This is a genomic window from Faecalibacterium duncaniae (assembly GCF_010509575.1).
GTDB classification, from domain to species: Bacteria; Bacillota; Clostridia; order Oscillospirales; family Ruminococcaceae; genus Faecalibacterium; species Faecalibacterium duncaniae.
The window spans coordinates 1,159,097-1,174,044 of sequence record NZ_CP048437.1; the positions used below are offsets into that span (position 1 = coordinate 1,159,097).

Here is a 14,948-nt window from a genome sequence, read left to right on the forward strand (position 1 = left end):
TATAATAGCTGCGCGGACAGGAAACAAGAGCACCCCTTGCACTGCCCCGCCGGATGTGATAGGATGAAGAAAACCATGTGAGGGAGGAACCACCATGCCGTTTCTGATGATCCGCAACGACATCACCAAGGTGGCGGCGGATGCCATCGTCAACCCGGCGAACCGGAACCTTTTGCAGGGCAGCGGCACCAGCCGTGCCATCTATCAGGCAGCAGGGGAGCAGGAGCTGACCGCCGCCTGCGAAGCCATCGGCCGCTGCGATTTGGGCAGAGCCGTGTGTACCCCGGCGTTCGGTCTGCCCGCAAAATATATTTTCCATGCAGTCTGCCCGGCGTGGCACGGCGGCGGGTTCGGCGAAGCTGAACAATTAGCCGGTGCATACCACTCTGCACTGAAATTAGCCGCAAAGTACCACTGCGAGAGCGTGGCCTTTCCGCTGCTGTCCAGCGGGAACTACGGCTACCCCAAGGAGCAGGCCTTCCGCATTGCGGTGGATACCATCACGCAGTACGTCATGGAGCACGACCTGACCGTGTATCTGGTGCTTTACGACCGGGGCTCGCTGGCCGTGAGCCGGAAGCTGTTCGCCTCGGTGGAGGAGTACATTGACGACCACTATGTAGCACAGAACGATGAAAGCTACGGATTTGGCCGTCGGCGCAGGGAATTGTCAGAGCAGCGGAGGCTTCTGGAAGAAGATGCTGCCCTGCCGATGCTAGGTGCAGTTCCGGCACCCGCCGCGGCACCCAGGACAGCCCGCAGTCTGGAAAGCCTGATGGACAACCTTGGCGAGAGCTTCACCACTCGGCTGCTGCGGCTCATTGACGAGCGGGGGCTGAAAGACTCCACCGTGTACAAGCAGTCCAACATCTCCCGGCAGCATTTCTCCAAAATTCAGTGCAACCGCGACTACAACCCCAAAAAGAAAACCGTGCTGGCCTTTGCGGTTGGGTTGCACCTGTCCGAAGATGAAACCATCGACCTGCTCAAGAGTGCGGGCTATGCCTTTTCGGATGGCTCCAAGCGGGACTGGATCGTGCGGTATTGCCTGGAACACAAAATCTATAACATCAATCAGGTCAATACGCTATTGTTTGAATACGATCAGGAACAGCTGGGTGCGTGATTTGTCGCCTGCCCGTTGACCTTTTGCCCTTCGGTTTGTGGTATCCTTTTGCCAACGAAAGCGATACACCACAAAACGGAGGGCATTTATTATGAAGAAAAATCTTACCGAGCTTGTTTTCATTCTGGACCGCAGCGGTTCCATGGGCGGGCTGGAGCAGGACACCATCGGCGGGTTCAATGCTATGCTGACCCGGCAGAAGGAGCAGGAGGGCGAGGCCAACGTGACCACCATCCTGTTCGACCATGAGGTGCAGCTGCTGCACGACCGTTTTCCGCTGAAGGCTGTTGCGCCGCTGACCGAAAAGGACTACTACGTCCGGGGCTGCACGGCGCTGCTGGATGCCATTGGTTATGGCATGGAAAAGATGGTGAATATCCAGCGCCATCTGCCGGAGGACGAGCGTGCCGAAAAGGTCATCTTTGTCATCACCACCGACGGACTGGAAAACGCCAGCAAACGGTTTGGCTATGAGAAGATCCGCCGGATGATCGAGCGGGAAAAAGAGCAATACGGCTGGGAGTTCCTGTTCCTCGGTGCCAACATGGACGCCGTGAAGGAAGCTGCCCGCTTCGGCATCGGGGCAGACCGGGCGGTGCGGTTTGAGAATGACGCACAGGGCGTGGCGGTCAACTACCACGTTGTTAGCGAGACAGTCTCCCGGATGCGGGAAGCACCCTGCTGCGCGTCCATCGGCGCAGAGTGGAAAGAACAAATCGAAGCTGATTTCCAGAAGCGGCATCATAGGTAAGGGAGGAAACAGCCATGTTAGGAGCAATCTTGGGTGACATCGTGGGCAGTCCCTATGAATTTGACCACAACAATTACAAGCACAAGGATTTTCCGCTGCTGAGCGAGAAATCGCACTTCACCGATGATACCGTCATGACCGCTGCGGTGGCAGTTGGTCTGATTGACGGAAAGGGTCTGCCGGAGAGAACATTTTGTGCAGTGCAGCATGAAATGCGGTTCTGGGGCCGTGAATATCCCCATGCCGGTTACGGCGGGATGTTCCGCCGGTGGCTGCACGCAGAAAATCCGAATCCCTATGGCAGTTTCGGCAACGGCTCGGCTATGCGGGTGTCGGCAGCGGGCTGGCTGTTCGACACGCTGGACAAAACGCTGGAAATGGCAAAAGTGACCGCTGAAGTCACCCACAACCACCCGGAGGGCATCAAAGGCGCGCAGGCCACGGCGGCAGTGATTTTTCTGGCCCGTACCGGCCACAGCAAGCCGGAAATCAAACAATATGTGGAGCAGACCTTCGGCTATGACCTGAACCGCACCTGCGATGAGATACGCCCGACTTATCATCATGTGGAGACCTGTCAGGAAACTGTGCCGGAAGCAATCATTGCTTTTCTGGAAAGCGTCAGTTTTGAGGATGCACTTCGCAATGCGGTCTCTCTGGGCGGCGACAGCGACACCCTTGCCTGCGTCACCGGCGGCATTGCCGAAGCTTTTTACGGGATGCCGCAGGAACTGCGGGACGAGACTTTGAAACGTCTGCCGGAGGATATCCGGGAAGCATATGAACTGTTGTGCTTCATGATTGCCAAGATGATATAAAATGCGATGATGCGACTGAATTTTGAAAAGATTGCATAGGATTTTATAAAAGTATTATTCTTTCGTGAATTTTAGCACTCTTCTATTGACACTGCTAATGAACGGTGCTATAACAGTGGCGTGCTCAGGAGGAAGGGCAAAAGGAGAGCCGCAAGGCTCCCCGGAAAGCCTTTCCGAGTGGACGCTTCAGATTTTTTGCCCCGACCCGAACGCCGGGATTGGAGGAATGATTTATGCTTATGCCGACTGTTTTCCATGAAAACCTGTTCGATGATTTCTTCGATCCGTTCTGGAATGACGCTGCACTGGAACGTATGATGAACCGTGAGGCTCGTGATACCTTTGGTAAGCGTGGTGCAAACATGATGAAGACCGATGTCAAACAGACGGACAACGGCTACGAAGTAGCTGTTGACCTGCCGGGCTGCAAGAAGGAAGACGTTCAGATGGATCTGAACGACGGCTACCTGACCATTCAGGCAGTGCGCAGCCACAGCAACGACGAAAAGGATAAGAAGGGCCGCTATCTGCGGCGCGAATCCTTCTCCGGCACCTGCGCGCGCAGTTTCTACGTGGGCGATGTGAAGAAGGAAGACATCCACGCAAAGTTCGAGGATGGCGTCCTGCACGTCGAGCTGCCTGCTCCTCAGCAGACGAAGGCTTTGCCTGAGAACCCGAACCTGATCGAGATCGAGTAAAACGCCGGTCGTGTGCGCCAAAGCACAACGCACATAAGATGCCCCCGGAGAGCCGCAACAAGCCCTCCGGGGGCATTTTTGTTTCGCTATCTTTTCCGCAAGGGAAAATCATGGTATACTGAGAACAGCAACTCGGAATTTATGGAGGTACTTCACTATGGAATACAAACGCTTTGGCGGTAGGCTCCTTGTCCGCATCGACAAAGATGAGGAAATCGGTGAAACAAATTTGATTTTAGGGGGACAAAGATGAGTGATGTAAAAGAAAAGACCGGCGCAGTCCTGAGGGAGACGGCAGTCCTGACCGGGGCGGTGGCGATCATTGCGGCGGGCGTTTTCTTTTTTCTGGTGCCGAGCCATACATCCGTCAGCAGCATTTCCGGCCTTGGCATCGTGCTGTCCAATTTTGTGCCGCTGCCCTTGTCGGTCATTACGATGATCCTGAACGTCGTGCTTCTCATCATCGGGTTCTTTACCTGCGGCAGAGAATTTGGCGCAAAGACCGTATACACCAGTGTGCTGCTGCCGGTGTTTCTGGGGCTGTTTGAAAAGCTGTTCCCGGAGTTCGGCTCGATGACCGGCAGTCAGGAGCTGGACGTGCTGTGCTATATTCTGGTGGTCAGCATCGGGCTGAGTATTTTGTTCAACCGCAATGCATCCTCCGGCGGGCTGGATATCGTGGCAAAGATCATGAACAAGTACCTGCACATGGAATTGGGAAAAGCCATGTCTCTGTCGGGAATGTGTGTGGCGCTTTCCGCGGCCCTGGTCTACGATAAAAAGACCGTGGTGCTGAGTATCCTCGGTACTTACTTCAACGGCATCGTGCTGGACCATTTCATCTTTGATAACAGCATCAAACGCCGCGTCTGCATCATCACCGAAAAAGAGGAGACGCTGCGTCAGTTCATCCTCCATGACCTGCACAGCGGTGCGACCATGTACGAGGCCATCGGTGCATACAATCTGGAAAAGCACAACGAGATCATTACCATCGTGGACAAGAGCGAATATCAGAAGCTGATGAACTTTATCAACCGGGAAGACCCCAAGGCTTTTGTTACCGTTTACAATGTGTCCAGCATGCAGTATCAGCCCAAGATCTAATCGGCGGAGAGCTGCGTGGTATACTCAAGTCCGGAAATATCAAAGCGCATGGAGGTAAAAAGCATGCTGACCTATACCTATGTTTCAGAGGGGACGTTTGCCCTGATGGAAAAACCAAAGCCGGTGCTGCAGCACGAGCGGGACGCCATTGTAAAGGTGACCCTTGCCAGCATCTGCTCCAGCGACCTGCACATTAAGCACGGCAGCGTGCCCCGGGCGGTGCCCGGCATCACCGTAGGGCACGAGATGGTGGGCATCGTAGAAGAAGTGGGCAGTGCGGTGACCAATGTGAAACCCGGCGACCGGGTGACGGTGAACGTGGAGACCTTCTGCGGAGAGTGCTTCTTCTGCAAAAAGGGCTTCGTGAACAACTGCACCGATCAAAACGGCGGCTGGGCACTGGGCTGCCGCATCGACGGCGGGCAGGCGGAGTATGTCCGGGTGCCCTTTGCGGATCAGGGACTGAACAAGATCCCGGACGGCGTCACCGATCGGCAGGCGCTGCTGGTGGGCGATGTGCTGGCCACCGGCTTTTGGGCGGCACGCATTTCGGAGATCACCCCCGAGGATACCGTGCTGATCCTCGGTGCAGGGCCGACTGGCATCTGCACGCTGCTGTGCGTCATGCTGCACAGTCCCAAGCGCATCATCGTCTGTGAAAAGGACGCAAGCCGCCTGCAGTTCATCCGTCGGCACTACCCGCAGGTGCTCACCGTGCAGCCGGAGGACTGCGCCGCCTTTGTGCGTGCCCACAGCGACCACGGCGGGGCCGATGTGGTGCTGGAGGTGGCAGGGGCAGACTCCACCTTCCGGCTGGCATGGGAGTGTGCACGGCCCAACGCCATTGTGACGGTGGTGGCACTGTACGATAAGGCGCAGACCCTGCCGCTGCCGGAAATGTACGGCAAAAACCTCACCTTTAAGACCGGCGGCGTGGACGGCTGCGATTGTGAAGAAACGCTGCGTCTCATCGCAGAAGGCAAGATCGATACCGAACCGCTCATCACCCACACCTACCCCCTGCGCCGGATCGCAGAGGGCTACGAGCTGTTTGAAAAGAAACGGGACGGCGTGATCAAGGTGGCAGTGGAGTGCTGACGGTGTGCGCCAAGTCACACACGCACATAAGGTGGCCCCGGAGAGCTGTAACAAGCCCTCCGGGGCCATTTTTGTTTCCCGACATCTTTTCCGCAGCGGCAGGGCGTGGTAGAATAAGGGCAGAACCGATCCACAGGTGAAAAAATCGAACTTCAGAGAGAGGAGATGTTTCTATGCAGTCCGATGAACTGAAACGCCGGATCTCGGCAGGCAGAGGAGATGCTCTGGCCGATCTGGTTTTGAGAAATGCCAGAATCGTCAATGTGTTTACCGATGAGATCGACACCGCTGACATTGCCATCAGCGGAAATTCGATCGTGGGCGTGGGAACGTATCATGGCCGGAAAGAAGTTGATCTGCACGGCAAATATGTCTGCCCGGGCCTGATCGATGGGCATATCCACATCGAAAGCTCCATGCTCTGTGGTCCGGCCTTCGAGCAGGCAGTGCTGCCCCACGGTACCACTGCGGTGGTCACAGACCCGCACGAGATCTCGAACGTTGCGGGGCTGGAAGGCTTGGATTTTATGCTGGAAACGACAAAAAATCTGACCCTTTCGGTTTATTTCATGCTGCCCTCCTGTGTTCCGGCCACGGATCTGGATGAATCCGGTGCGGTGCTGAACGCAGAACAGCTCCGGCCTTACTACGGCGATCCCCGTGTGCTGGGGCTTGCGGAACTGATGAATGCCTACGGAACGGTGCGCTGTGACCCGAAGATCCTGCAGAAGATCCGCGACTGCACCGAAGCGGGAAAGATCGTGGATGGCCATGCGCCGCTTTTGAGCGCTAAGGACCTGAATGCTTATATTGCGGCAGGCGTTCAGTCCGATCACGAGTGCTCCAACATCGAGGAAGCCATGGAAAAACTCCGGCGCGGACAATACATCATGATCCGGGAAGGAACGGCTGCCAAAAATATGGAGGCCCTGATGCCGCTGTTCCGGGAGCCCTATTGCAGCCGCTGTATGCTGGTGACGGATGATAAGCACCCCGGTGACCTGCTGGACAGCGGACACATCGATTCCAACATCCGTAAAGCGATCCGGCTGGGCGCAGACCCGGCAGTGGCCGTCAAAATGGCAACGCTGGTCCCGGCACAGTATTTTGGGTTCAAGCAGCGCGGTGCCGTAGCACCGGGGTACCGGGCAGATCTGGTTGTGGTTTCTGATCTGGAATCCTTTACGGTCGAACAGGTTTACAAGAATGGCACGCTGGTGGCCGAGCACGGAAAAACGCTGAAACCCGCACCGCTTGACATCGACCGTGTGAGATTTTCCCACGTTATGGATTCCTTTGATCTGGATGAGATCACACTGCAGGACCTGGAACTTCGGGAAAGCGGGGAGCAGGAGCGTGTCATCTGCCTGAACCGGGGCGAGCTGCTTACGGAGGAAAAAATCATCCCGTTCCAACGGCATCCGGGCAAAGCTCCCGGTGTGGACCCGGAACACAACATCGTAAAACTGGCCGTTTTTGAGCGGCATCATCACTCCGGCCATGTGGGCATTGGCTTTTTAGGAAACTTCAGCCTGAAATGCGGAGCCGTTGCATCGAGCATCGCACATGATTCCCATAACCTGATCGTGGCAGGGGACAACGATACCGATATGATGCTGGCCGGCAACACTGTGCGGAAAAACAAAGGCGGACTTGCGTTTGTGGCAGATGGACAGGTCGTGGCAGAACTTGCGCTTCCGGTGGCCGGATTGATGAGCACCGAAAGCGCAGAGAGCGTTGCGGCGAAAATGCAGGCGCTGAACGATGCCCTCAAGGCACATGGTGTAGCGGAAGATATCGGCATCTTTATGACCCTCGCCTTCGTCAGCCTTCCGGTCATTCCCAAACTCAGACTGAATACATACGGCATCATCGATGTAGCGCAGCAGAAAGTCGTTCCGGCTGTTTTTTAATACGCGATAACAAAAATACTGCCGGAGACCGACCCGAATGGTCCGTCTCCGGCAACAGAACAGTTCGTTCCTACTCTTAGAAACGAGCCGCATCAAGAGAAAAGTTGACGGAAATTCTTATTTGATAAATCGAAATTTGACGAGGAGCGTGATTGTATGGGGAAAGCGATTTTAGCAATGATCGTAACCGTAATTGTTGGGTATATAAGTGGTGCCATCTTTGCAAATTGGGTCAATGCACCAGAGTGGGGCGTTATTCTTGCTGTTGCTGTGATGGGAGCATTTATCATTTACTTCAATGATAAGAAACAGTAAACAAATTCGCGTTTATCAAGGTGAACATTTAAGTGTTAAAAACGGGAGTGAAAACAAATGATGACCATTGCACAGATCATGGAAAAGATGATCGCCTTTTCCGAAGGGAATATCCATGACATCACGCACCTGAGCTGCGTGTGGACCTATGCCAAAACCATTGGTGAGCTGGAGGGGCTGGACGCAGACACGCAGTTTATTCTGGAGGTGGCGGCCATCACCCACGATATCGCCTGCCCGCTCTGCCGCAAAAAGTACGGCAACACCAATGGTAAATATCAGGAGCAGGAGGGTGCCCCGCTGGTGCGGGAGTTCTTGGCGGATACCGGCATGACAGCAGAACAGATCGACCGTGTGGCCTATCTGGTAGGGCACCACCATAGCCCGGCGCAGATCGACGGCATTGACTATCAAATTCTGATTGAGGCGGATTATATCGTCAATGCGTCCGAAAGCGGGTACGGTCAGCAGGCAATCCGAACCTTTATGGAACATACGATGAAAACGACAGCAGGTATCCGGCTGACGAAAACAGTGTTTGGAGTGTAAAAATGATTCAGAAGCATTGCTTTGAATGCGGTACGGCAAGCCCTCTTATATTCTGGTGGCTGGATATGTGAACCGCGGTGAGGCAGAAGAACACGCCGTGGTGCGGGAAGTCCGGGAAGAAACCGGGTTGGAAGTAGAGCACCTCCGGTTCAACCGTACCAAGTTTTTTGAGCCGTCTAACACGCTGATGTGCAACTTTACGGCTTTCGTCAGAACCGCAAAGGCACTGCATATCAACCACGAGGTGGACCGCTGCAAGTGGTTCACCCCACAGGAAGCCAGAGAAAACATCCGTCCCAACAGCCTTGCAGCGGAATTTTTGAATGCGTATCTGGACGAAGTGGGGAATAAGCCGATGGAGATGTGATTCGTGGCTGTGCCACGGGAATTTTGACGGAAAGTATGGAAAAAAGTTGGTTCGGCCTGTTTCGGTTGACTTTTTTATAAAGAATCGATATATTGATACTATATAGTATCAATAAGTATCAACTGCGAGGTGGGCAGAATGGATGGGGCACAGTTTGCCAAAATGCTTTCAGATAAGCATTTGCTTGAACTCAATCGGATGGAATACAAGTACTCGACTGTCAGCGTCAAAGAATTTGCCGAATTGCTGCGGCAAAACTTTGCGCAGCCTCTGCCGTTGACTGATTTTTCTGGAAATAAGCTGTTTTACCTGCCGAACCTCGCGCAAATTTCAACAAATGGTATGAAGCAGTTGCTCTCTGTCCCTGTCAGTGGACAAAACTTCGGTTTGTCGGCGATGACCGAGGAAATTTATGCGACTTTTCAAATTGAAAGTATCCGCTCGACCCGCAGCAGTATCCGTTATATCCTCGATGGTTATGCCCCTCGTGATGAACAAGAAGCCCGCATCTATGGTATGAAGCGCGGACTGGAGTTTATCGCGAATCGTCAGAATACGATTACCGAGGAGAATCTGCATCACCTATATCAGATCAGCACAGGGGATTATGCCGCCAGAGCAGTCATATTGAAAGACATCTCGCCTGAAAGTGAATTCAGGCGGGACTTTTTGTTTTTTATTGTAAAGGCTGGTTCCTGTTCTTTTGCGGAGATGGCTACACATTAAAGAACTTTGGCCTCATTGGCCGTCAACTGGAAGGTTGCTCCCAGCATAATATGAAAGTTATTGAGATCGCAAATGCCGTCGGATATGAAAATCAAGGCAAGTTTGCGCAGGTATTCGCAGAAACTTATAGCGTCACCCCACTGGAATTCCGCAGTCTGTCTAAATGAATATGGATGTGGGGGGCTGTAACTGGCCATAAGGGATAAAAGCATATCCGCCAGTGTACCGTGTGATGGATTTCACATGATACACTGGCGGCATTTTGTATAAAGAGAACGGATGCAGCAGGCTCCTAGTATCAAATCGTAAAACTGGCATTCAGCATCAGATTGGACTGACAGCGAACATGCTCGGCGGCTTTTAGTTCCCCACGAGCAAGACGAAGTGCCAGCGTAAAGCAATCTTCTGCAATTAAAGACATCGGGATTCCAATAAAAGAGATTGAGGGAATATAGTTGCTCAGGTGATTCCGGTCTTCCATTCGTCCAAAACTGAGAAGTTCGGCCTGCTGCGTAAAAATAAAGTCATTTCGAGCCAGAAGAGGGATCGCACCAAAGGCAAGAGTTGTGTTCATCGTGATCACAAGTTCCGGCTTCTCAGAAAGGTTCAGGATACGTCTTGCTGCGATAGCCCCTCCTTGATAAGAGTTTTCTGTGGAGAAACATTGCTGGAGTGAAATCGGGATTCCCTGCTGATGCAAAATAATCATTAGCTGATTCAGCGTATCATCTTCGGAACAATCAGGCTGAACTCCGGATAGAATGACGATGTTGTGATAGTTTTTTGCGGAGATGATTTGCGCGGCCTGTCGGATGGAATCCTCTGTCTGGCAGGATACGCTGCAGAAATTACGACTTGTGCCATTGAAAAGAATCAACGGCAGCGTGTTTGGCAGTTTTTCCAATGCATTTCGGTCGGATTCGGATTCAGCAACAACAATGGCTGCTGTATATGCGGAAGGTGCAAGGTTCCGGATTCGCATTTCCAATTGACCTCGTTCGTAGAGGCAGAGCAGAAGATTAAAAGGGGTGTCTGTCTGTTGAATCTGTCGTTCCATTGCAGAAGCGAAGAGGTTGACTTCTGCGCTGAGAGAGACAGATGGAAAAAACAGTGCGATGGTAAGCTGAGAAGGGGAAATAACAGACGGCGCATTCAGCTGGTATCCCAAATCACGCGCAGCACAGAGTACTTTTTGGGCAGTTTTATCCGCAACTTTGTGCTCTTTTGCAGTTCCATTCAAAACAAAACTGACAGTCGAGATGGAAACGCCGGCCAGTTTTGCAACATCTTTCATTACAGCCATAAAGAAATACCCCTTTTGCAATGCTTTTTTCTATTTTGCATGAAGAATTAAATTTTGTCAAGAAATTAAAATAACTTTAGCTAAAAATAAAATTTTAATTGACAGCCATCAAAAGGGAGTGTATAATATTCGCCGTTGACGTTAGTTACAACTTACTAACTGACGGAATGCATTTATGTTATCTGAAATGATGTTCTATTTTTGGAGGGAACTATGAGAAAGATTTCGCGTCGTAATTTTCTTCTGACCGCAGGTGTGGTCAGTGCCGCCGCTTTGCTGGCCGCTTGCGGCAGCTCCACTTCCTCTGCAAGCAGTGAATCTGCTTCCGAAAGCACGGCTTCTTCTGCGGAAAGTGCAGCTTCCAATGAAGCGGTGGAATATCCCATCACCATCCAGCATGCTTATGGCGAGACGGTCATTGAGGAGAAGCCCGAAAGCATTGTTGCAATTGCATGGGGTAATCCGGATGTGCCTCTGGCTCTGGGTGTCGTGCCCACTGGTGTTTCCAAAACAAACTTCGGCCCGGTCAACGAAGACGGCCTGCTGCCTTGGACTGCTGCCGCATTTGAAAAGCTGGGTGCATCGCCGAATGTCTTCAGTGATACGGACGGCTGGGATTATGAGGCCATCAGTGATTGCGCTCCGGACGTGATTCTGGCTGCTTACTCCGGTTTCTCCGAAGAAGAATATAATATGTTGAGCCAGATCGCTCCGACGGTTGCATATCCCAGCGTTGCATGGTCTACTACTTGGCGCGAAGAAACAATTGTAGATGCTACGGCGATGGGCATGAAGAGTGAAGGTGAAGCTCTGGTGGCTGAGACTGACGCTATGATTCAGAAAAAGTTGGCAGAGTATCCTGCTATTGAGGGCAAGAAGGCAGCCTTCTTCTGGCTGAGTGCTTCGGATCTGAGCACATTCTATATTTACACCACATTGGATCCGCGTGCCGCATTTCTGACGGATCTTGGAATGCCGCTGCCGGATAGTGTTGCCGCACTGGATAACGGGAAGGATTTTGCACTGACAGTCAGTGCGGAGAATGCAAATCAGTTCAGCGATGTGGAAATCATCATCACCTACGGTACAGATGAACTGCTGACCGCGCTTCAGGCTGATCCCCTGCTGAGTGAAATTTCGGCGGTGAAGAACGGTGCTGTGGTTCTGCTGGATTCCTCGGATGATCTGGCTGCTTCCAGCACACCCTCTATCCTGTCGATTCCGTATACGATTGACCGCTATCTGGAAGTCCTGAATGCTGTGGCAGAGAAAGCTGTATGAAGAATGGGCAGCGTGTGATTGGAATCACTCTGCTGGGTATGATCATTTTGGCAGGATGTATGCTGGCTTCCGTAGCATATGGTTCCAATCTTATTCCCATCGGGCAGGTTCTGCAGGCTCTTCAAAATCCAGATTCAGGAACTTTTGAGGCATCGGTCGTCTGGGCTCGTATTCCGCGCACTGTGTTTGGAGTACTGGCGGGAGCCGCACTGGGCGTATCAGGTGCTCTCATGCAGGCTGTGACCCGAAACCCGATTGCTGATCCCAGTGTACTTGGAGTCAATACCGGCGCATCCCTGTTTGTCGTGATTGGAATCGCGTGGATGCACATTACATCCAGCCAGCAATATATCTGGCTGGCCTTTGCAGGTGCGGCCTTGACTGCTGTTTTTGTCTACGGTATCGCATCGGTAGGTTATGGCGGTCCGACTTCGATCAAACTGGCATTGGCTGGCACTGCCACTGGCACGGCTCTTTCTGCCTTAGTCAACACCATTATGCTGCCGGACAGTTCTGTCATGAAAGAATTTCGCTTTTGGCAGGTCGGCAGCATCAGTGGTACAAGCTGGGGGGAGATACGCACCATTCTGCCATATCTTCTGGTGGGTTTTGTACTAGCGGTGATATTGATTCCAGCCTTGAATGCATTGGCTTTGGGTGATGAATTGGCTGCTGGTCTGGGTGTCAATGTGCAACTGGTGCGAGCACTGGCTGCACTGGGCGGTGTGCTGTTGTGTGCAGCCACCACTGCATTGGCAGGACCAATCGGCTTTGTAGGGTTAATGGTGCCGCACTTTGTCCGGTTGACGCTTGGTGCTGACCTTAAAACAGTAATTCCGCTTTCTGCATTATACGGTGCCGCCTTGCTGGTTCTCGCCGATGTGCTTGGCCGTGTTCTGGGCAGCCCTGGTGAACTGGAAGTAGGAATTGTAACGGCTGTTCTGGGAGCACCTGTCTTTATTCTTGTAGCAAAGAAAGCGAAGGTGCGCAGTTTATGAACAAACCGAACATTTCTGTGCGGCAGGGGTTTGCCCAAAGACACCGTCGCTCTGTTCTGGCAGCCGCTGTGCTCATCATTCTGAGCGTTGTTCTGGCTTGTCTGGTGATGACATGCGGCAACACTTACTATTCGTTGGCAGAAGTCTGGAAGATTCTTACCAGTGAAGGGACAAAAGGAGCTGCATTTACCATCAAAACTCTCCGGCTGCCTAAAATGCTCATTGGAATTCTTGCTGGAATCGCATTCGGGGTGTCCGGAAACACATTTCAAACCTTGCTTCGGAATCCACTGGCAAGTCCGGATATTATTGGTGTTACAAGTGGAGCCAGTGCAGCAGCAGTGTTTTGTATTCTGATGCTCAAATGGAGCGGCGGTATCGTATCGCTCGTTGCTGTGTTGGCCGGACTTTTCGTCGCAGCGTTGATTTACCTGCTGGCGCGTGACCGACATGGCTGTTCCGGCAGTCGGATGATCCTGATTGGCATCGGAATGCAGGCTATGCTCAATGCCTTGATTTCATGGATGTTATTGAAAGGCTCTGAATACGATGTTGCCACAGCATTACGATGGCTGCGGGGCAGCTTGAATGGTGTCCAGATGTCAGATGTTCCGGTGCTGAGCATCACAGTTTTGGTAGGTGGCTTCATTTTAATAGTGCTAAATCGAAGCTTGCAGGTTATGCAGTTGGGAGAAGAATACCCCATCACGCTTGGAGCGCCTGTCCAGCGTGTACGGTTGGGCTCCATTCTGTGCGCATTACTTCTTACAGCTGTGGCAACTTCTATCACTGGCCCCATCGCGTCCGTTGCTTTTCTGTCAGGTCCAATCGCATCAAGAATCGTTGGGAAAGGACGTACCAATCTGCTTGCTTCGGCACTGGTAGGTGTGGTTCTAATTCTGGCTTCAGAGCTGGTAGGACAAAATCTCTTTGCAGTGCGATATCCGGTGGGTGTTATCACTGGAATTTTGGGTGCACCATATCTGCTGCTGCTCCTGCTGCAAATCAATAAGAAAGGAGAGCGTGTCTGATGACAGAGCATACATTGCAAACTCAAAATCTCTCTGTGGGCTACGATGAAACCACCATCATTGAAGATTTGAATCTGGAAATCCCGGCTCACAAGGTTAGTGTGATCATTGGAGCGAACGGTTGCGGAAAATCCACCCTGATGAAAACCCTTTCACGGTTGCTGAAGCCCGAAAAAGGACAGGTGGTTCTGGACGGAAAAGCAGTTCACGGTTATCCTTCCACGCAGCTGGCGCAGATGCTTGGACTTCTTCCCCAGTCTCCAACGGTACCGGAGGGAATCACGGTGGCAGATTTGGTCGCACGTGGACGATATCCATACCGGAAGTTCATGCAGAATATGACCAAAGAGGACTATGCCGCAGTTGAGGATGCTCTGGAACGGATGGGAATCACAGAACTGGCCAACCGATGTGTGGATGAGCTTTCTGGCGGTCAGCGGCAGCGAGTGTGGATTGCTCTGGCACTGGCGCAGGAGACAGACATTTTGCTGCTTGATGAGCCGACAACCTATCTGGACATTGCCTATCAGGTGGAAATTCTTGATTTGCTGACAGAGTTAAACCGCAGAAAGGGAACGACCATCGTAATGATTTTGCATGATGTGAACCTTTCTGCACGATATGCGAATCATTTGTTTGCGCTCTGCCGTGGAAAATTGATTGCAGAAGGTAAACCGGCAGATGTCATTACAGAAGAGTTGATGCAAAAGGTGTATCAACTTAATTGCATTGTTATGAAGGATCCACTTTCTGGAGCACCACTCATTGTACCAAAGGGAAAATACTGATAAACCAAATAATTAGGCAAACCTCTCCTGACCATGTGATGGCCGGGAGAGGTATTTTGGGGCCTGTACCTGCCGCACA

17 protein-coding genes are annotated in these 14,948 nt (G+C 52.3%); 16 read left to right on the top strand and 1 reads right to left on the bottom strand.

The features are described from left to right. Window positions 1-94: 94 nt before the first annotated feature. The 12 genes from GXM22_RS05550 (at window position 95) to GXM22_RS15450 (ending at window position 9,635) form a co-directional block, all read left to right on the top strand. Window positions 95-1,126, top strand: a complete 1,032-nt coding sequence (locus tag GXM22_RS05550; protein WP_005932421.1) for a macro domain-containing protein — start codon at window positions 95-97, stop codon at window positions 1,124-1,126. 91 nt (window positions 1,127-1,217) lie between these two features. Next, window positions 1,218-1,877 carry a vWA domain-containing protein gene (locus GXM22_RS05555; RefSeq protein ID WP_005932423.1) on the top strand — a complete coding sequence of 220 codons (660 nt, stop codon included), beginning with the start codon at window positions 1,218-1,220 and terminating at the stop codon, window positions 1,875-1,877. Window positions 1,878-1,891: 14 nt separating this feature from the next. Further along, the gene (locus tag GXM22_RS05560) at window positions 1,892-2,695 is read left to right on the top strand and encodes an ADP-ribosylglycohydrolase family protein (RefSeq protein WP_005932426.1); all 804 of its coding nucleotides are present in this window, start codon (window positions 1,892-1,894) and stop codon (window positions 2,693-2,695) included. Between the two features lie 233 nt (window positions 2,696-2,928). Beyond that, window positions 2,929-3,393, top strand: coding sequence for an Hsp20/alpha crystallin family protein (locus tag GXM22_RS05565; protein ID WP_005932430.1), 465 nt, complete (start codon window positions 2,929-2,931; stop codon window positions 3,391-3,393). Between the two features lie 249 nt (window positions 3,394-3,642). Then, window positions 3,643-4,500 carry a YitT family protein gene (locus GXM22_RS05570; protein WP_005932434.1) on the top strand — a complete coding sequence of 286 codons (858 nt, stop codon included), beginning with the start codon at window positions 3,643-3,645 and terminating at the stop codon, window positions 4,498-4,500. 63 nt (window positions 4,501-4,563) lie between these two features. After that, window positions 4,564-5,598, top strand: a complete 1,035-nt coding sequence (locus tag GXM22_RS05575) for an alcohol dehydrogenase (RefSeq protein WP_035394006.1) — start codon at window positions 4,564-4,566, stop codon at window positions 5,596-5,598. A gap of 173 nt (window positions 5,599-5,771) precedes the next feature. Further along, window positions 5,772-7,511, top strand: coding sequence for an adenine deaminase (ade, locus tag GXM22_RS05580; protein ID WP_099357211.1), 1,740 nt, complete (start codon window positions 5,772-5,774; stop codon window positions 7,509-7,511). Between the two features lie 156 nt (window positions 7,512-7,667). Beyond that, the gene (locus GXM22_RS05585) at window positions 7,668-7,826 is read left to right on the top strand and encodes a hypothetical protein (RefSeq protein WP_005932444.1); all 159 of its coding nucleotides are present in this window, start codon (window positions 7,668-7,670) and stop codon (window positions 7,824-7,826) included. Window positions 7,827-7,883: 57 nt separating this feature from the next. Continuing rightward, the gene (locus GXM22_RS05590) at window positions 7,884-8,375 is read left to right on the top strand and encodes an HD domain-containing protein (RefSeq protein ID WP_005932447.1); all 492 of its coding nucleotides are present in this window, start codon (window positions 7,884-7,886) and stop codon (window positions 8,373-8,375) included. Between the two features lie 25 nt (window positions 8,376-8,400). Continuing rightward, window positions 8,401-8,742: an NAD(+) diphosphatase gene (locus GXM22_RS05595; RefSeq protein ID WP_005932450.1), complete on the top strand. Its 342-nt coding sequence runs from the start codon at window positions 8,401-8,403 to the stop codon at window positions 8,740-8,742. 138 nt (window positions 8,743-8,880) lie between these two features. Further along, complete coding sequence (locus GXM22_RS05600; protein WP_005932453.1) at window positions 8,881-9,468, top strand: Fic family protein; 588 nt, start codon at window positions 8,881-8,883, stop codon at window positions 9,466-9,468. A 50-nt stretch (window positions 9,469-9,518) separates the two neighbouring features. Continuing rightward, the gene (locus tag GXM22_RS15450; protein ID WP_143405736.1) at window positions 9,519-9,635 is read left to right on the top strand and encodes a helix-turn-helix transcriptional regulator; all 117 of its coding nucleotides are present in this window, start codon (window positions 9,519-9,521) and stop codon (window positions 9,633-9,635) included. Window positions 9,636-9,766: 131 nt separating this feature from the next. On the opposite strand, the gene GXM22_RS05610 is transcribed toward GXM22_RS15450, so the two are convergent. After that, window positions 9,767-10,771 (bottom strand): LacI family DNA-binding transcriptional regulator, encoded by a 1,005-nt coding sequence (locus GXM22_RS05610; RefSeq protein WP_097772339.1) that lies wholly within the window; start codon window positions 10,769-10,771, stop codon window positions 9,767-9,769. 213 nt (window positions 10,772-10,984) lie between these two features. On the opposite strand from GXM22_RS05610, the gene GXM22_RS05615 reads away from it, so the two are divergent. Genes GXM22_RS05615 through GXM22_RS05630 form a run of 4 tightly spaced genes read left to right on the top strand, consistent with a single transcriptional unit; the run spans window position 10,985 to window position 14,869 of the window. Then, on the top strand, window positions 10,985-12,052 hold the full coding sequence (locus GXM22_RS05615) for an iron-siderophore ABC transporter substrate-binding protein (protein WP_005932462.1): 1,068 nt from the start codon (window positions 10,985-10,987) through the stop codon (window positions 12,050-12,052). After that, window positions 12,049-13,050 (top strand): FecCD family ABC transporter permease, encoded by a 1,002-nt coding sequence (locus GXM22_RS05620; RefSeq protein ID WP_005932464.1) that lies wholly within the window; start codon window positions 12,049-12,051, stop codon window positions 13,048-13,050. The genes GXM22_RS05615 and GXM22_RS05620 overlap by 4 nt, the downstream gene beginning before the upstream one ends. Beyond that, complete coding sequence (locus tag GXM22_RS05625; protein WP_005932467.1) at window positions 13,047-14,081, top strand: FecCD family ABC transporter permease; 1,035 nt, start codon at window positions 13,047-13,049, stop codon at window positions 14,079-14,081. Before GXM22_RS05620 ends, GXM22_RS05625 begins: the two co-directional genes overlap by 4 nt. Next, entirely contained in the window at window positions 14,081-14,869 is a 789-nt protein-coding gene (locus GXM22_RS05630; RefSeq protein WP_005932470.1) for an ABC transporter ATP-binding protein, read from the top strand. Before GXM22_RS05625 ends, GXM22_RS05630 begins: the two co-directional genes overlap by 1 nt. Window positions 14,870-14,948: the final 79 nt, after the last annotated feature.